This window comes from Allobosea sp. BE125 (genome assembly GCF_031456075.1).
In the GTDB taxonomy this organism is placed as follows: Bacteria; Pseudomonadota; Alphaproteobacteria; order Rhizobiales; family Beijerinckiaceae; genus Allobosea.
Window position 1 is genome coordinate 324,548 of the sequence record NZ_JAVDTY010000003.1, and the last position, 17,849, is coordinate 342,396.

Annotated in this window: 16 protein-coding genes; 13 read left to right on the forward strand and 3 right to left on the reverse strand. The window is 65.5% G+C overall.

Features of this window, described 5'->3' with window-relative positions:
- Window positions 1-119: 119 nt before the first annotated feature.
- Complete coding sequence (gene ccrA, locus J2Y55_RS10090) at window positions 120-1,382, reverse strand: crotonyl-CoA carboxylase/reductase (RefSeq protein WP_310151617.1); 1,263 nt, start codon at window positions 1,380-1,382, stop codon at window positions 120-122.
- 306 nt (window positions 1,383-1,688) lie between these two features.
- Here ccrA and J2Y55_RS10095 point away from each other — a divergent pair, with 306 nt between their 5' ends.
- Complete coding sequence (locus J2Y55_RS10095) at window positions 1,689-1,997, forward strand: hypothetical protein (protein ID WP_310151622.1); 309 nt, start codon at window positions 1,689-1,691, stop codon at window positions 1,995-1,997.
- 172 nt (window positions 1,998-2,169) lie between these two features.
- Here J2Y55_RS10095 and ubiG read toward each other — a convergent pair whose 3' ends face one another.
- The gene (ubiG, locus tag J2Y55_RS10100) at window positions 2,170-2,925 is read right to left on the reverse strand and encodes a bifunctional 2-polyprenyl-6-hydroxyphenol methylase/3-demethylubiquinol 3-O-methyltransferase UbiG (RefSeq protein WP_310151624.1); all 756 of its coding nucleotides are present in this window, start codon (window positions 2,923-2,925) and stop codon (window positions 2,170-2,172) included.
- 149 nt (window positions 2,926-3,074) lie between these two features.
- On the opposite strand from ubiG, the gene J2Y55_RS10105 reads away from it, so the two are divergent.
- A complete protein-coding gene (locus tag J2Y55_RS10105) occupies window positions 3,075-4,313 on the forward strand; it encodes an aspartate kinase (protein WP_310151627.1) in 1,239 nt (412 codons plus the stop codon).
- A gap of 36 nt (window positions 4,314-4,349) precedes the next feature.
- Here J2Y55_RS10105 and J2Y55_RS10110 read toward each other — a convergent pair whose 3' ends face one another.
- Window positions 4,350-5,147, reverse strand: coding sequence for an NAD(P)H-dependent oxidoreductase (locus J2Y55_RS10110; protein ID WP_310151630.1), 798 nt, complete (start codon window positions 5,145-5,147; stop codon window positions 4,350-4,352).
- A gap of 94 nt (window positions 5,148-5,241) precedes the next feature.
- Between J2Y55_RS10110 and J2Y55_RS10115 the strand changes: the two genes are divergently transcribed.
- From J2Y55_RS10115 to J2Y55_RS10165, 11 genes are all read left to right on the forward strand, one after another.
- Window positions 5,242-6,168 carry a LysR family transcriptional regulator gene (locus J2Y55_RS10115; RefSeq protein WP_310151633.1) on the forward strand — a complete coding sequence of 309 codons (927 nt, stop codon included), beginning with the start codon at window positions 5,242-5,244 and terminating at the stop codon, window positions 6,166-6,168.
- Window positions 6,169-6,333: 165 nt separating this feature from the next.
- Entirely contained in the window at window positions 6,334-7,683 is a 1,350-nt protein-coding gene (locus tag J2Y55_RS10120; RefSeq protein ID WP_310151636.1) for a methyl-accepting chemotaxis protein, read from the forward strand.
- 140 nt (window positions 7,684-7,823) lie between these two features.
- A complete protein-coding gene (locus J2Y55_RS10125; RefSeq protein WP_310151639.1) occupies window positions 7,824-9,389 on the forward strand; it encodes a GMC family oxidoreductase in 1,566 nt (521 codons plus the stop codon).
- Between the two features lie 62 nt (window positions 9,390-9,451).
- Window positions 9,452-10,495, forward strand: a complete 1,044-nt coding sequence (locus J2Y55_RS10130; protein ID WP_310151642.1) for a phosphotransferase family protein — start codon at window positions 9,452-9,454, stop codon at window positions 10,493-10,495.
- Window positions 10,496-10,507: 12 nt separating this feature from the next.
- Window positions 10,508-11,782: an acyl-CoA dehydrogenase family protein gene (locus J2Y55_RS10135; protein WP_310151644.1), complete on the forward strand. Its 1,275-nt coding sequence runs from the start codon at window positions 10,508-10,510 to the stop codon at window positions 11,780-11,782.
- 204 nt (window positions 11,783-11,986) lie between these two features.
- The gene (locus J2Y55_RS10140) at window positions 11,987-12,544 is read left to right on the forward strand and encodes a GbsR/MarR family transcriptional regulator (RefSeq protein WP_310151648.1); all 558 of its coding nucleotides are present in this window, start codon (window positions 11,987-11,989) and stop codon (window positions 12,542-12,544) included.
- A gap of 88 nt (window positions 12,545-12,632) precedes the next feature.
- Window positions 12,633-13,301, forward strand: a complete 669-nt coding sequence (locus tag J2Y55_RS10145) for a DUF4166 domain-containing protein (RefSeq protein WP_310151653.1) — start codon at window positions 12,633-12,635, stop codon at window positions 13,299-13,301.
- Window positions 13,298-13,726, forward strand: coding sequence for a thiol-disulfide oxidoreductase DCC family protein (locus J2Y55_RS10150; RefSeq protein WP_310151655.1), 429 nt, complete (start codon window positions 13,298-13,300; stop codon window positions 13,724-13,726). The genes J2Y55_RS10145 and J2Y55_RS10150 overlap by 4 nt, the downstream gene beginning before the upstream one ends.
- On the forward strand, window positions 13,723-15,441 hold the full coding sequence (locus tag J2Y55_RS10155; RefSeq protein ID WP_310151658.1) for an SDR family oxidoreductase: 1,719 nt from the start codon (window positions 13,723-13,725) through the stop codon (window positions 15,439-15,441). Before J2Y55_RS10150 ends, J2Y55_RS10155 begins: the two co-directional genes overlap by 4 nt.
- 115 nt (window positions 15,442-15,556) lie before the next feature.
- Window positions 15,557-16,852 carry a dicarboxylate/amino acid:cation symporter gene (locus tag J2Y55_RS10160; protein WP_310151661.1) on the forward strand — a complete coding sequence of 432 codons (1,296 nt, stop codon included), beginning with the start codon at window positions 15,557-15,559 and terminating at the stop codon, window positions 16,850-16,852.
- Window positions 16,853-16,866: 14 nt separating this feature from the next.
- Entirely contained in the window at window positions 16,867-17,814 is a 948-nt protein-coding gene (locus J2Y55_RS10165) for an amino acid ABC transporter substrate-binding protein (protein WP_310151665.1), read from the forward strand.
- Window positions 17,815-17,849 lie beyond the last annotated feature (35 nt).

Consider the following 17,849-nt stretch of genomic DNA (forward strand, 5'->3'; position numbering starts at 1 on the left):
CCGCAGCACGGGAAATGCACCTGCCGGTGTCGGCCGGTCCCATCGGGACCGGTGGCACTATCGCCCGATAACCGAGTTGGGCCGCCCGATGCAGCCTGCCGCAGAAGCGGGGCCTTGCCTCACCCCGCCAGCGCCTCCGCTACATCCTCATAGGTTCGCAGACCCGTGCGCGGTGATGTCACCAGCACCGCCATATTGCCCGGCGCATGCTCGTTCTTCCACATCTTCTGATGGGCGAGCGGGATCTTGTCCCAGGGGAAGACCTCCGACATGCACGGGTCGACGCGGCGGTCGAGCACAAACTGGTTCGCCGCACTCGCCTGTTTGAGATGGGCGAAATGCGAGCCCTGCACGCGCTTCTGCCGCATCCAGACATAGCGGGCGTCGAAGGTTATGTTGAAGCCCGAAGTGCCGGCGCAGAACACGATCATGCCGCCGCGCTTGGCGACGAGACATGAGACTGGGAAAGTCGCCTCGCCGGGATGCTCGAAGACGATATCGACATCCTTCTTGCCCGTGATGTCCCAGATCGCCTTGCCGAACTTGCGGGCCTCCTTGGTCCATTCGTTGTATTCGGGGCTGTTGACCTTGGGCATCTGGCCCCAGCAGTTGAAATCCTTGCGGTTGATCACGCCCTTGGCGCCGAGGCCGAGCACATAGTCGCGCTTGCTCTCGTCGGAGATGACACCGATGGCGTTGGCGCCGGACGCCGCACAGAGCTGCACGCCGAAGACGCCGAGACCGCCCGACGCACCCCAGATCAGCACATTGTCGCCGGGCTTGATGGTGTGGGGAGCGTGGCCGAAGAGCATGCGATAGGCGGTCGCGAGCGTCAGCGTGTAGCAGGCGGCCTCCTCCCAGGCCAAATGCTTCGGCTTCTGCATCAGCTGGCGCGACTGCACCCGGCAGAACTGGGCGAAGGACCCATCCGGCGTCTCATAACCCCAGATGCGCTGGGATGAGGAGAACATCGGGTCGCCGCCATTGCACTCCTCGTCGTCGCCATCATCCTGATTGCAATGGACGATGACCTCGTCGCCGACCTTCCAGCGCTTCACCTTGGTGCCGACAGCCCAGACGATGCCGGAGCAATCCGAACCCGCGACATGCAGCGAGCCCTTGTGGACGTCGAAAGGCGAGATCGGCTGGCCCAGCCCCGCCCAGATGCCGTTATAGTTGACGCCGCCGGCCATCACGAGCAGCAGCACCTCCTCCTCGCCGATCGCCCAGGTCGGGATCACCTCGATCTGGAAACTCTCGATCGGCGGGCCGTGGCGCTCGCGCCGAATCGTCCAGGCGTACATGTTGGCCGGCACATGGCCGAGCGGCGGCAATTCGTTCAATTCGTAGAGATCCTTGAGCGCGGCCTGCGGCTTGGACATCGTCGTCTCCCTGTTCTTGTTCGCCGGCGGCTTGTCGCGCGCGCTCGACTGCTCCCTTGGCTAGGCAGGCGATGATGCCGCGTCATGCTGCGCTGCGCCATCCCCCTAAGGAATTATATTGCAGCGCAAAACGAACCGCATTTTCACCCGGCCCGCCGCTTGCCGCATGCTACAGCGTCCGACCGAATATCGTATTCGGTTGGACGCTGTAGGGTTTTGATCTCGCATCGGCTTGTCCCGAAAACCGGTTCCCACTTTTCGGGCCGATGCCCTAGCATCGCTCAATCGCCAACAGGATTCGTCGCGATGCGCGCCCTTTCTCTGATGCTCGGCCTGCCCGATATGGCGACGCCGCAAATGCTCGTCCTGATCGCCATCATCGTCACCGCGGCCTTCGCGTTGGCCTGGATCGCCGACGCCATTCTCGGCGATGGCGGCTTCGGCGTCTTCTTCAACGCCGTGATCCTGCTCATCGGCGCGTTCGTCGGCGCGCTGGTCTGGAAGCGCCTGGGCTATGCGATCGGCACCAGCCCGCAGGCGACCGCCGCCATCGTCGCCACCAGCGCGGGCATGGCGCTGCTGCTGATAAGCGGCGTGCTGCGCCGCTGGGTGTAGCGCTTTCCAGCGCGCCTCGGAACCACTGCGTCATCCCGGGCAAGCGCAGCGCAGACCCGGGATCCATCGCAAAGTTCGACGCTCAAAGTTCGACGCTCTAGGATGGATCCCGGATCGGCGCGGCTTCGCCGCTTGTCCGGGATGACGCAGCGGTTCCGAGTGAATTGAATGCTCAGGCCGGCCTGTAGGCCGCCAGCATGTAGTTGACGTCGGTGTCGCGCGCGGCCGACCAGCGGTCGGCGAGCGGGTTGTAGACCACGCCGGTGCTCTCGCCGAGTTCGAGGCCGCCGGCCTCGATCGCCGCGCCAAGCTCATCGGGCGTCACGAACTTGTTCCAGTCATGCGTGCCGCGCGGCAGCCAGCGCAGCACATATTCCGCGCCGACGATGGCGAGCGCATAGGATTTCAGCGTGCGGTTGAGCGTCGCCATCACCAGGAGGCCGCCGGGCTTGACCGCCTGGCAGCAAGCCGTGACGAAGGCCTCGACATCGGCGACATGCTCGACGACCTCCATCGCCAGCACGATGTCGAAGGTCGCGCCCTCAGCGACCAGCGCCTCGATCGTCTCCTGGCGATAATCGATCGCAAGCCCGCTTTTCTGGGCGTGGGCGCGCGCCACCGTGACATTGGTCGGCGCCGGATCGAGCCCGGTCACCTGCGCGCCCAGCCGCGCCAGGGGCTCGGAGAGCACGCCGCCGCCGCAGCCGATATCGACCAGGGTCAGCCCGTCCAGCGCCGTCAGCGTCTTGGGATCGCGCGAGAAGCGCGCGCAGGCCAGATCGCGAACGAAGCCCAATCGCACCGGGTTGAACTTGTGCAGCACCGCCATGGGCCCCTTCGGGTCCCACCAGGTCTTGGCGATGGCCTCGAAACGCGCGACCTCGGCAGGATCGATCGTCGAGCCGTCGCGCTGAGCCGTCGCCGCCATGGCTTTATTCCTTCTTGATCAGAAGCCGGTTGCTTCGCATTGACAGTCCGGCCGCCGCCCGTCATCTACACCGGCCTCGCGTAGGGCGCGAGGGTGACCTTTCGTCCCGGCTCGTCCGGGACTGTTGATTTGAGAGCCTCTGGACCGCCATGGCCCGTCTGGTGATGAAATTCGGCGGAACCTCCGTCGCCACTGTCGAGCGCATCAAGAACGCCGCCCGTCACGTCAAACGCGAGTTCGACGCCGGCCATGAGGTCGCGGTCGTGGTCTCGGCGATGTCCGGCAAGACCAATGAATTGGTCGGCTGGTGCAAGGAAGCCTCGGCGCTCTACGATCAGGCCGAATACGATGTCGTCGTCGCCTCGGGCGAGCAGGTGACTTCGGGCCTGATGGCGATTGTGCTGCAGGAGCTCGGCCTCCCCGCCCGCTCCTGGCAGGGCTGGCAGATTCCGATCTACGGCTCGGACGCGCATGGCTCCTCGCGGATCGAGGCGGTCGAGCCCGCCGGCATCCTCGCCGGCTTCGACCGCAACCGCGAGATCGCGGTCTGCTCCGGCTTCCAGGGCGTGCACGCCTTGACCAACCGTATCGTCACGCTGGGACGCGGCGGCTCCGACACCAGCGCGGTTGCACTCGCGGCCGGGCTGAAGGCCGATCGTTGCGACATCTACACCGATGTCGACGGCGTCTACACCACCGATCCGCGCGTCGTGCCCAAGGCCCGGCGCATGGACAAGGTCTCCTTCGAGGAAATGCTGGAGATGGCCTCGCTCGGCTCCAAGGTGCTGCAGGTGCGCTCGGTCGAGATCGCCATGGTCCAGCGCGTGCCGACCTATGTGCGCTCCTCCTTCGACGACCCCGACAATCCGAAATCTGGTACTCTTATCTGCGACGAGGACGACATCGTGGAACAGCAGATCGTCACCGGCATCGCGTTTTCGCGCGACGAAGCCCAGATCACGCTCCGGCGCGTCGCCGACAAGCCCGGCGTGGCGGCGGCGATCTTCGGCCCGCTCGCCGATGCCAACATCAATGTCGACATGATCATCCAGGTCGTCTCCGACGACCAGGCGACGACCGACATCACCTTCACCGTGCCGACCGCCGATTACGAGCGGGCGAAGACGCTGCTGGAAAGCCGGCACGCCGACATCGCCTATCAGGCGCTGCAGGGCGCGACCGATGTGGTCAAGATCTCGGCGATTGGCGTCGGCATGCGCAGCCATGCCGGTGTCGCGGCGCGCGCCTTCCGGGCGCTGGCCGAGAAGGGCATCAACATCCGCGCGATCACGACCTCCGAGATCAAGTTCTCGGTGCTGATCGACGCCGCCTATACCGAGCTTGCGGTGCGCACGCTGCACTCGCTCTACGGGCTCGACGCGGCGTAGGCCTGCGGGCCTTCACGGCGCCGGCGCGAGCTGGTTCTAACCGGCCGCGCCCGCGCCGTTCAGATGCAGCGCAAAGCCTGTCGCATCCGGCTCACCCAGCTCGGGGCGCAGCTGCATGCTCGGGATCAGGTAATCGCCGCCGTTCTGCCGCCGATAAGGGATCGGCGGGGTTGAGCCAAGCATGCGCATCCGCTCGCGCAGGCGCTCGGCTGTCGCCGCGAACCCGGCCTCGTCGAGACGATCGACCCTGTAAGCGACGAAGGGTGGCAGCACATCGTAGCCCGGGTAGTACAGGATGCCGTGATTGATCGGGAACAGCAGGTCGTCGATCGGGCCGTTGATGCCGCGATCCGAATAATGCTCCTCCCAACCACCGGTGGTCACCAGCAGCATGGCGCGCTTTCCCGCGAGCTTACCCTCGCCATAGCGGTCGCCCCAGCGCGAATCGCTGTGCTCGCCGACGCCATAGGCGAAGCCATAGGCATAGACCCGGTCGACCCAGCCTTTCAGGATCGCCGGCATGGTGAACCACCAGAGCGGGAACTGCAGGATCAGCGTGTCGGCCCAGAGCAGCTTCTCCTGCTCGGCCTTGACGTCAGCGGTGAGAGAATTGCCGGCAAAAGCCTCTCCGGAGGCCGCCGCCGGCTTGAACCGCGCGTCGGGTGCCAGCGCGGGGAAATCGGCACGGTCGATCTCGGATTTCCAGCCATCGGCATAGAGATCCGACATCCGCACCTCATGGCCCTGGGCCTCGAGTTCCTCGATGGCGACGTCGCGCAGCGCGCCATTGAGCGAACGCGGCTCGGGGTGAGCGAAGACAAGCAGGATTTTCATGGTTCAGCGATCCCGGTGGGTTGATTGGCGCTTCAACTAGCCAGGGTCCATGCGATCCGTTAGATGTTGGCAATGCATAAGATTGTGCCGGATAATGGATAGATCTGACGTCACGCTCGAACGCATGCGCAGCTTCGTCCGCGTCGCCGAGCGCGGCAGCCTGTCGGCGGTCGCGCGCGAGCTCGAGGTCGGGCAGTCGACGATCACCCGGCATCTGCGCGAGCTCGAGGAGGCCGTCGGCGTGCCGCTTCTGAGCCGGACCACCCGGCGCGTCACGTTGACCGACGAAGGCGGCCGCTACTATGCGGACTGCGTCCAGATCTTGCGTCTGGTCGAGCAGGCCGGCGACGAGGCGCGAGGCACGCGGGGCGCACCGGTCGGCACGATCCGGATCTCCTGCACCGCGGCGTTCGGGGTCCTGCACGCCAGCCGGCTGATCTTCGCGTTCCAGGATCGCTATCCCGAGATCGGGGTCGATCTCAGCCTCACCGACGAACGCGTCGACCTTGTCCGTGAAGGCGTCGACATCGCGCTGCGCCTGGGCCCGCTCAGCGACAGCTCTATGAAGCTCAGGGTTCTCGGCCAATGCCGGCGCCTGCTGGTGGCGGCGCCGGATTATCTGGCGGCGCGCGGGAGGCCGACGACACCGCAGGATCTCTCCGGCCATGAAGGCATCCGGATGTCGAATGTGGCGGGCAGCGACACGCTGAGCCTGCAAGGGCCGGACGGCGCGCGCCATGTCGTGCCCCTCAGTGGGCGGTTCCGGGTCGACCACGGGCTTGCCGCGCGCGAGGCCCTGGCCGCCGGGCGCGGCATCGGCCCGACCCATCAGTGGCTGGTCGGCGATCTCCTGGCTACCGGCCGGCTCGAGGTGATCCTGCCCGACTACGCGCTACCTTTCGTGCCACTGAGCCTGCTGATCGTGCCCGAGCGCGCGGGCATCGCCCGGGTCCGGCTGCTGGTCGACTTCCTCGCCCACGAGATCGGCGGCATTCCGGGGATCGAAACGCCGCGGCCCTAGGGTCCCCGCCCAGGGTTCCAGGTTCATTCATAGGCACGGCGCAGCTTAAAATACGTGCAGGCGCGCTCCGAGATTCATTAAGACTTTGATGGGATTGTCTGAGCTGGGCAAACGTTCAGGCTGCAGCATTCCTTGGACCGTCATCCGAAAACCGATTCATCGGGAGTGAAGCCTGTCGCCATCACCGGCACCGCCGTCGAGCGTCTCCTGCTTGCATCCGGCGTCGACGACCAGGCCCGCGCGATCGCCCGTTCCCTGCTGCCGGTCCTCTCCGCCAAGGCCGGCGATGCCTGCCACGCCTATTGCGACCATCTCGAGCGCTCGGTCGCCGACATGAAGCCCCATGTCGCCGAGCACCGGCAGGCGGTCGTCCAGGCCGAGGAACAGCACCTCAAGACCTTGTTCGGCGGTGAATTCGGCGAGGACTACGTCGCCTCCCTCAACAAGGCGGCCTTGACCGAGTTCGGCGACGCCCTGGGCATCCGCACGCGGCTGGGCACGACGCTGCGCTTGATCGATCCGCTCTTCAAGGAAATCGGTCGCCGCCGGCGCTTCAGCAGCCGCAAGGTGATCGAGGAATGCGCCGCCCTGACCCGGCTGATCCTTTGCGACGCCATCGCCGCAACCTCCTGTCATCAACGGGCGAGCCGAATCAACCTGACGCAGCGGGAGAACCAGCTCCATCTGGCCGCCTCGTCCTTCCAGAACAACATCGTCCAGCTCTCGGAGAGCCTGAAAACCGCGGCCACCACCTTAAGAAACTACGCCGCGACCAGCCATTACCGCAGCGGCCAGGCCGACCGCGAAGCCACGCTTGCGGAGGATGCGGCGCGCGACTGCACCCAGCGCATCACCAGCACGGTGACGGCGACGAATGATCTGGTGCGCGCACTCGACCATGTCAGCAGCGAGGCGCAGCAGAGCTTCTCGATCACCGGCCAGGCCGTGGCCGATACGCGCGAGGTCACCGCGTCGATCGCCGTGCTGGCGGAGGCTGCCGGCCGTATCGGCTCGATCGTGACCCTGATCCAGCAGATCGCGACCAAGACCAACCTGCTCGCCTTGAACGCCACCATCGAAGCGGCGCGCGCCGGCGAGGCCGGCAAGGGCTTCGCGGTCGTCGCCGGCGAGGTCAAATCGCTGGCGCACCAGACCGCCAGCGCCACCGCCGAGATCTCGACGCAGATCGCGCAAGTGCAGTCGGCGACCGAATCCTGCGTCACCCATGTGAACTCGATCAGCCTGACCATCGCCCGGCTGGAGGAATCCTCTGCCTCGATCGCCCAGACGGTCCAGGAGCGCTCAGCCGCCACGAACGAGATGGCCGTCAACACGCAGGAAGCCGCCACCAGGACGCAGGAAGGCCTGCTCTCGGCTCAGGCCGCGCGGATGTCGATCGGCGACGTCACCAAGATGTCGATCGAGCTCGACAGCGCCGCCGTCCAGGTCGAGGCTTCGGCCGGGATGATCAGCGACCTCGTCACGCATTTCCTGTCGAACCTGCGTGCGGCCTGAGGCTAGAGAATTTCCGCTTTTCTCCACTTCGCTCGACAATGCGCTAGCTCTTTGTTTTATCGCATTGTCTTCACGCGGACCGGTGTCCACTTCGCCCGACAATGCTCTATCCTCCGCGACGCGCCCTTCGCGGAGTCCCCATGATCGAGAGCGACTACGACTACATCATCATCGGTGCGGGCTCGGCCGGCGCGGTCATGGCCGCGCGGCTGAGCGAGAATCCGGCGGTCCGCGTGCTGCTGCTCGAAGCGGGGCGCGATTTTCGCACGGCGGAGACGCCGGAGCATATCCGCATCCCCAATCCGATGCGGGCGATCGCCGACGACGATTATCGCTGGCCGCAACTGATGGCGCGCCGAACCGAGCGGCAGGAGCCCAAGCTGCTCTGGCGCGGGCGGGCTGTCGGTGGCTCATCGACCATCAACGGCCAGATCGCGATTCGCGGCGTACCGGATGATTTCGAGCGCTGGGCGGCGCAAGGCTGCGCCGATTGGGGCTGGGCCGATGTCCTGCCCTCTTTCAACCGGCTCGAAACCGATGTGAATTTCGGCGGCGCGCCCTGGCATGGCGATAGCGGGCCGATCCCGGTCTATCGCGCGCCCGAGGCGCAATGGGGCCGGGTCGACCGGGCTCTGAAGGAAGCGGCGCTCGCCTGCGGCTATGGCTGGTGCGAGGACCACAATGCGCCGGAAGGCACGGGCGCCTCTCCCTATGCGATCAACAGCAGCAATGGCGTCCGCGTCTCGACCAATGACGGCTATCTGGAGCCGGCGCGCGGGCGCGCCAACCTGACCATCATCGGCAATGCCCTGGTCTCCCGACTCAAGGTCGAGGGCAACCGGCCGCATGTCGGCGGCGTCGAGGTCCGCGTCGGCGGCGAGAGCTTTTCGCCGCGCGCGACCCGCGAGGTCATTCTCTGTGCGGGGGCGATCCATTCGCCCGCCATCCTGCAGCGCTCCGGCATTGGCCCGGCCGCGCTCTCGGCTTCGCTCGGCATCCCCGTCATCGCCGATCTGCCGGTCGGCGAAAACCTGCTCGACCACCCGATCATGCCGCTGTTCCTGCGCCTCAGGGAGACGGCGATGGTCGACACGCCGATGCACCGCCACACCAATTGCTGCCTGCGCTACGGCTCGGGCCTTGGTGGCGCGAGCGAGAACGACATGATCGTGATCGCCGGCAACCTCGCCTCCTTCGGCGGCGGCGACCTCACGCTCGGGCGGCTCGCCGTCTCGGTCTACCAGGCCTTCAGCCAGGGCCGCGTCCGCATCACCACGACGGATCCGGGCATCGATCCGCAAGTGGATGAGCGCATGCTCTCCGACGAGCGCGACCTTATCCGCATGCGCGACGGCGTGCGCCGGGTCGAGGCGCTGGCCGCAACGGAGGCGATGAAGGCGATCGCCTCGCGCGTCGAATACGGGCTGTCTGGACGCTCGATCGAGCAGCCATTCGACGCGAGCGAGCTCGACGACTGGTTGTTCGAAGAATGCTCGGACGCGCAGCACGCCAGCGGCACCTGCCGGATGGGCGCAGCAGACGATCCCCGCAGCGTGGTCGATCCGCATTGCCGCGTGATCGGCTGCACGGGCCTGCGGGTGATCGACGCCTCGATCATGCCGGAGGTGGTGCGCGCCAACACGCATCTGAGCACGGTGATGATCGCCGAGAAGATGGCAGCGGAGATCGGCGGCACCGGACGCTGAAATCCGGCCTTGCGCCGATCGTCGCGTTGACCTCCCCCGCCGGCCTCACGATGATGCCGGCCATGACGACCGGCCCAGCCTCCACCAGTCCTGAATTCGATCCCGCCCGGCTGGACGCTTTCCTGCGCTCTGCCCTGCCCGGCCGGACCGGCGGACAGATAAGCCTGGAGCGGATCAGCGGCGGTCAGTCGAACCCGACCTTCTTTCTGTCCTATCCGGATGCCGGCACGCGGCTGGTGCTGCGCAAGAAGCCGCCGGGCCCCTTGCTGCCCTCGGCCCATGCGGTGGACCGCGAATACCGCATCCTCAAGGCATTGGCGGGCTCGGCCGTGCCGGTGCCGCCGGTGCTGCTGTTGCATGAGCAGGATGACGTCGTCGGCACGCCCTTCTATCTGATGGAACGGCTGGAGGGCCGCGTCTTCCACGACACCGCCCTGCCCGGTGTATCCAGTGATGATCGCCGCGCCATGTACTTTGCCATGGCCGAGACGCTGGCTGCGCTGCATGCCTTCGACTGGCAGGCGGCCGGGCTCACCGATTTCGGCAAGCCCGGCAACTATTATGCACGCCAACTCAGGCGCTGGGGCGGGCAATGGCGCGAAACCAGGACTCGGCCCATCCCGGCGATCGACCGCGCCATCGATTGGCTGAGCGAGAATCTCGACGAGAGTGCGGAGACGACGATCGTCCATGGCGATTTCCGGCTCGGCAATCTGATGTTCGCGCCCGACGAGCCGCAGATCGTCGCCGTGCTCGACTGGGAGCTCGCGACGCTGGGGCACCCGCTCTCGGACGTCGCTTTCTCCTGCCTGCCCTGGCATTCGACGCCGGCAATGTATGCCGGCATCGTCGGGCTCGACCGCGCGGCGCTCGGCATCCCGACGCAGGCCGAATATCTCGAGCGCTATTGCGCCGCCGCCGGGCGCGCCAGCGGGCCCGGGCGCTTCCATCTCGCCTTCTCGCTGTTTCGTTTCGCGGTCATTCTCGACGGTATCGCGGCGCGCGCGAAATCGGGCAATGCGGCAGCAGAGAATGCGGTCGCAGTCGGCGCGATGGCGGAGAGTTTCGCGCTGCGGGCTGACGCCGTGATCAACGACAAAAGCTGAACGAGGACCGCCATGGATTTCGCCTATTCCGACAAGGTCGAGGCCCTGCGGGCAAAGCTCCAGGATTTCATGGATGCCCATGTCCAGCCGGCCGATGCCGCCTGGAAGCATGAGGTCGAGGCCGGGCGCTATCCCATGGCGCTGATCGACGGCTTGAAGGCCAAGGCCAAGGCGGCCGGCCTGTGGAACCTGTTCCTGCCCGCCTTGAAAGCGGACGAGCCCGGCACAAGGCTGAGCAATCTCGAATATGCGCCGCTCGCCGAGATCATGGGGCGGATCTACTGGTCCTCGGAGGTGTTCAACTGCAACGCCCCCGACACCGGGAACATGGAAATCCTGCACATGTTCGCAACGGCGGAGCAGCGCTCGCGCTGGCTCGTGCCATTGATGAATGGCGAGATCCGCTCCTGCGTCGGCATCACCGAACCCGGCGTCGCCTCTTCGGACCCGACCAATCTGCAGACCACGATCATCCGCGACGGCGACGACTACGTCATCACCGGCCGGAAATGGTGGACGACCGGGGCGCTGCACCCCAACGTCAAATTCTGCATCGTGATGGGGCTATCCGATACGCGCCCCGAGGCCGATCCGCATAAGCGCCATTCCATGGTGATCGTGCCGATGGATGCGCCCGGCCTCACCGTGATGCGCAACCTGCCGCTGCTGAACCATTTTTCACCGGAAGGGCACACCGAGACCGATTTTTCCCAAGTCCGCGTGCCCGCCGCCAATATTCTGGGCGAGGAAGGCGCGGGCTTCGCGCTGGCGCAGGCGCGGCTCGGCCCGGGGCGCATCCACCATTGCATGCGCTCGATCGGCCAATGCGAGGTCGCGCTCGAACTGATGATCGAGCGGGCGCTGCAGCGAAAAGCCTTTAGCCGCCAGCTCGCCGACTACGCCAATGTGCAGGACTGGATCGCCGAGGGGCGCATGGAGATCGACCAGGCCCGGCTGCTCTGCCTGCGCGCCGCCTGGATGATGGACACGCAGGGCAACAAGGCGGCGCGTGTCGAGGTCTCCGCCATCAAGGTCGCCGCGACCCGGCTCCAGACCCGGATCGCCGACCGCGCCATGCAGGTCTTCGGCGCCGGCGGGCTCTCCAACGACACGCCGCTCGCCTTCATCTACTCCTGGGGCCGGGCGCTGCGCTTCATCGACGGCCCCGACGAGGTGCATCTGCGCACCATCGCCCGCGCCGAGATCAAGAAGCGCCAGGGCGCCAACCGCTCGACCTTCGCCGAGCAGGGCGTCAAGACGCCCTATCAGAAGCCGGCCGCCTCCTAGAGCCCGCTGGGAAACCTCCCGAGCCCTCATCCTGAGGAGCGGGCGTAGCCCGCGTCTTGAAGGATGCCCCAGGAAACTCCTGAACCATCTGGAGCATCCTTCGAGACGCCGCTTACGCGGCTCCTCAGGATGAGGGCTGGAGGTTCCAGACGATCTCTTGGGCCGAGGCTTGCGCCGGTCGGTGCCTTGTCTTACATTTCTGTTATGACAGAAATCACAGACACGAGAGAAGCGCTCCCCGAACCGCTCGAGGCCTTCATCCTGCAATGGGGCGATCTCGGCGGGCAGTGGGGCGTCAACCGCTCGATCAGCCAGATCCACGCCTTCCTCTATCTGGCCGAGCGGCCGCTGACCGCCGAGGACATCGCCGAGAGCCTCGACATGGCCCGCTCCAACGTCTCCAATTCGATCAAGGAATTGCTGGGCTGGAACCTGATCCGGCGCGTGCCGATGCGGCAGGACCGGCGCGACCATTTCGAGGCCGAGACCAATGTCTGGGAGATCGCGGCGCGCATCGCCGCTGGCCGCAAGCAGCGCGAGATCGACCCGGCACTGACGGCGCTGCGCAACTGCGTCGCGAAGGCGGACCACGACCCGAAGGTCACCCCGGTCGCGCGGCAGCGCCTGCACGACATGCTGGAGTTCACCGCCGCGCTCGACCGCTGGTACGGCCAGATGCTGTCGATCCCGCAGGGCAAGCGCGACATGCTGATCCGGCTGGGATCGAAGATCGCCTCCTTCCTGCCCGGAGGAAAGAGCTGAAACGGGCGGCCTGGAGCGCTTTCGAGCGAAGCGGACACCGGTTCGCGTGACGAGAACGCGTTGAAACAAGGAGCTGGAGCAAGCCACCATGTCGGCTCATGCACACAGGCAGATGGAAGAGCCCGCCGGACCTGCCGCGACGCCCGCCCTCGTCGATCTGCGCTTCCGCGCCCTGCTGGGCCCGCAGCCATGGAGCGAACTTCCCGCCGACGTCCAGCGCCGCTTCTCCAAGCGCTTGAGCGGCAACGCCGCTGCGACCTATGTCGGACACATCACCGAGCTGCGCATGAACCGGGCCGGGCGCATCCTGTCGCAGGCGTTGCGCCTGATCGGCGCGCCCTTGCCGATCTGCTTGGATACGGACGTCGCCAGCGTCGTCACCGTGACCGAGGATGCCACGACCGGCGGCCAGGTCTGGACCCGGCTCTACGCCAGGCAGGCCGGCTTTCCGCAGGTCATCCATTCCGCCAAGCGCTTCTCGGGCCCGACCGGGTTGGAGGAGTATATCGGCTTCGGCATCGCAATGGCGCTGACGCTCCATGTCGAGGGTGGGATGCTGCTGTTTCGCAGCGCCGGCTACAATCTTCAGCTCGGCCGCTTCCGGCTGCCCTTGCCTGCCTGGCTCTCGCCCGGCGCGCTGACCGTCAGCCATGGCGAGACCGGCCCCGGCGCCTTCGCTTTCACGCTGCATCTCGCCCACCCGCTTTTCGGCGAATTGCTTGATCAGACCGGGCATTACCGGGACCAGCATTCATGAGCCGGCCTCCCGGGAACAACCCGCCGGTCTGGCTCTATGACGGCGTCTGCGTGCTCTGCTCAGGCGGGGTGCGCTACGCTTTGAAGCATGAGCGCGACCAGGCGATGCGCTTCGTCGCGATCCAGTCGCGCGAAGGCCGCGAACTGGCGCTGGCCCACGGCATCGATCCTGACGCCCCCGAGAGCTTCCTGTTCATCGAGAACGGCGTCGCCTTGCCGAAATCCGACGGCGTGCTCGCTTTGATCAGGCATCTCGACGGGCCGGCACGGCTGCTGCTGGCGGGAAGGGTTCTGCCACGCACCCTGCGCGACTGGCTCTACGACCGGGTCGCGCGCAACCGCTATCGCCTGTTTGGCCAGAAGGCCTCCTGCGAGATGCCGGGTCCAGCCCAGCGCCATCGGTTCAGCCTGCCCGAGGCGTCATGACGACCAAAGGCGTGCTGCTGATCGGCGGAACCGGCGTCTTCGGGCAAAGGCTCGCCCGGCATATCGCCGGCATGGACGGGCTCGATCTGACCCTCACCTCGCGCAGCGAAACCAAAGCGCGCGCACTCGCCGACAGCATCGCCACCGCCGCGACGACGACAATCCGGGGCATCGGCCTCGACCACCGGCGCGATCTCGACGCGGCTTTGGCTAAACTCTCGCCCTGGTTGGTCATCGACGCCTCCGGGCCGTTCCAGGGAGCAGGCTATGACGTTCCGCGCGCGGCGCTGACGGCCGGCGCCCATGTCGTCGATCTCGCCGATGCGCGCGACTACATCCTCGGTTTCGGCCCGGCGCTGGACAGCCTCGCCCACGAGCGCGGGCTCGTCGCGCTTGCCGGCGCAAGCTCGACGCCGGCCTTGTCCTGCGCTGCCGTGACAGTGTTGACCGAAGGCTGGCGGCGCATCGACACGCTCGACATCACGATCACGCCCGGCGGGCGCAGCGAGGTCGGCGAGGCGGTCATCGCCGCGATCCTGAGCTATGCCGGCAGGCCGATCCCGATCTGGCGCGAGGGCGAACTCCAGGAGACGGATGCTTGGATCGATGGGCGGCGGGTGACGATGCCGGGTCTCGGTTCGCGACGGGGCGCCGCCGTCGAGACCGTCGATGCGCAATGGCTCGGCCCAAGGCTCGCTGTGCGCTCGCGCGTCGCCTTCCAGGCCGGCCTCGAATCGCCGATCGAGCAGTTCGGCATCGGCATGCTGGCGCGGTTGCGCCGAGCTGGCTGGCTCGGCGAACTGAAGCCCTTGATCCCCGCCTTGCTGGCGGGGCGCAAGCTGACACGGCTGCCGACCTCCGACCGTGGCGGCATGCTGGTCGAGGCGACGGGGCTCGATGCGAACAGCGAATTGCGGACGGCGCGCTGGTCCCTGCTGGCCGAGCGGGGCGACGGGCCGCATGTTCCGACGCTGCCTGCTGCCGCCGCATTGCGCGCCTTGCTCGCAGGCCAGATCGCGCCCGGGGCGCGGCCCGCGGCAGGCGCGCTGACGCTCGCCGCCATCGAGGCCGAAATGACGCCCTATGCGATCAGCACGCATAGCGAGACGACACGTCATGGCGAAGCGGTTTTCGAGGCCGCTCTCGGCAAGGCCGCCTTTGCGGCACTGGCCGCGCCGCTCAAAACCTTGCATGGCAGGAACGGCTCGCCGGTCTGGCATGGCCGTTCCGAGATCGAGACCGGCAACGGCGTCATCGCCCGGCTGCTGCGCAAGATCATCGGCCTGCCGCCGGCCGGCCGCGACATTCCGCTCACCTTCTCCATCGAGCGCATCGCCTCCCCCTCCGGCCCTGCCGAGATCTGGACGCGAAACTTCGGCGGGGTGCGGTTTTCATCGCGGCTCTCGACGCATGCCGGGGGCGAACTCTGGGAGGCGTTCGGACCTCTCTCCTTCAAGCTCGGCCTGGCCGTAGACGGCGGCGGGCTCGAACTGCCGGTCGCGACGATGCGTTGCCTGGGCCTGCCCCTGCCCTCATTCCTGCAGCCGAAATCGGAAGCGCGGGAATATGCCGACACTGAGGGGCGCTTCCATTTCGACGTGAAGCTGACGCTGCCCGTGATCGGCCTGCTGACGCACTATAAGGGCTGGCTGCTGCCTGCTGTCGGCCATTTAGACTCTGATGCCGGACGGATTGAGCGTCTTGATGGCGCTTGACGAAGTTGGACACAGCCCGCATTCTTAGCCAACGTCAGAAATCAGGACTCACTTCTTAGAGTAGCCGCCCACGACGATTATCAAAAGCTTCAGTCTCTCGCTCAGGAGCCGCGACATGCCAAAGAAATTACCCCCCGCGGCTAACATTATTATCGCGATGGTTCTGGGCATTATTGTTGGCTACATGATCTTCTCTAATTTTCCTGACAGGAAGAGCGCATCGGATATTGCTGGCTATATCTCGATCATGTCGGACATATTCCTGCGGCTGATCAAGATGTTGATCGCACCACTGGTGTTTTCGACCCTGGTCGTCGGCATCGCGCATATGGGCGATGCGGCATCTGTCGGACGGGTCTTCGGCAAAGCGCTCGGCTGGTTCGTCACGGCATCGCTGGTTTCCCTGGTGCTGGGCCTTATTCTGGCCAATCTGCTGCAGCCCGGACATAATCTGGGTCTGCCGCTACCTGACATCGGCGCATCGGCCAATCTCGCGACCTCGAAATTCACCTTGAAGGATTTCGTGGCGCACCTCGTGCCGAAGTCGTTCGCGGAGGCGATGGCGAACAACGAGATCCTGCAAATCGTCGTGTTCTCGATGTTCTTTGGCGTCGCGCTTGCCGCTCTGGGTGAGAAGGGCAAGCTGATCGTCGAAGGCATCGACCAGCTTGCGCATGTCATGCTCAAGATCACCGGCTATGTGATGAAGCTGGCACCGCTCGCCGTATTCGCTGCGATGGCCGCAACGGTCGCCGTCAACGGCCTCGAGATCCTGCTGAAATTCGCGGTGTTCATGGGGGATTTCTATCTGGGATTGTTCGTCCTGTGGGGTCTGTTGGTCCTGGCTGGTTACGTGTTCCTTGGCCCAAGAGTGCTCAAGCTGCTGGTCTTGATCAAGGAAGCATTCATGCTGTCCTTTGCGACAGCCAGCTCCGAGGCTGCCTACCCCAAAATCCTCGACGCTCTCGACCGTTTTGGTGTGAAACGGAAGATCTCGAGCTTTGTCATGCCGATGGGATACTCGTTCAATCTCGACGGCTCGATGATGTACTGCACATTTGCTACCCTGTTCATCGCGCAGGCCTACAATATCCCGCTGACATTGGGCACACAGATCACGATGTTGTTGATCTTGATGCTGACCTCGAAGGGTATGGCCGGGGTGCCGCGCGCATCGCTCGTGGTGATCGCAGCGACGCTCAATCAGTTCAACATCCCCGAGGCCGGGTTGTTGCTGATCCTTGGCGTCGATACCTTCCTCGATATGGGTCGTTCAGCGACCAACGCGGTCGGAAATTCGATCGCGACCGCGGTCGTCGCCAAATGGGAAGGGGAATTGCTGCCTGAGGACGAGGCCGAGGCATTTGCCCACTCGCTCGACGCGGCGCTCCCCGCTGCGGTGCCCGCGTGAGACCCCGTGATCGCGTGTCCGTTTGGGCAGCCGAGATTTGGGCAGCTGCAATTGCCGGGATCACGAGATCTCTCACCGCTCTCGCATTGGTCTGGGTTGCGCTCGCACCGGGCCATGCCCTGGCGCAGAGTGAACCGGCGACGGTCCTGACGGGGGTTCTCAAATCGGCGCGTGATTCAGGTTTCGTGACGATCGGCTACCGCGAGAGCTCGATTCCGTTTTCCTATCTGTCGGCCGGCAAAGAGCCGGTCGGCTACTCCATCGAGATATGCCGGGCGCTGGTGGAAGCGATCGGTCGGGAGGTCGATCGCGATCTCAGCCTGAAATTTGTGCCCGTGACGTCCGAGAGCCGGATCGAGGCTGTTGTCGCAGGTAAAATCGACCTCGAATGCGGATCGACGACAAGCAATATCGAACGGCAAAAGGTGGTGAGCTTCTCGCCCACCATGTTCGTCTCCGGCACCAAGCTGATGGTGAAGCTCAATTCGCCGGTGCGCTCGTTCCGCGATCTGAAGGACAAGACCGTGGTGGTGACGGCAGGAACCACCAACGAAAAAGCGATGCGCGACCTGTCCGAAAAGTTCAAATTGGACATAAAACTACTCGTTGCGCCGGATCACGCCCAATCATTCGCCGAGATCGTCAGCGGCAAGGCGGAGGCGTTCGCGCTCGATGACGTGCTGCTTTATGGCCTGATCGCCCAGAACAAGGCGAAGAACGCTTTTACTGTGCTGGGCGACTTCCTGTCTTACGACCCTTACGGCATCATGTTCCGCAAGGGCGATGCGCCGCTGGCCAAAACCGTTGCCGAAGCCTTTCACCAGCTGGCGGAGGATGGCGATCTCGACCGCCTCTACAAGCGCTGGTTCCTGCAACGGCTGCCGGGCGGTGACAGCATCGATCTACCGATGAGCCCGCAGCTGAATACGATTTTCCGGTCGCTCGCGCTCAAGCCGGAGTGATCGATCACGTCGATGAGGCATGCGGGGACCTCATC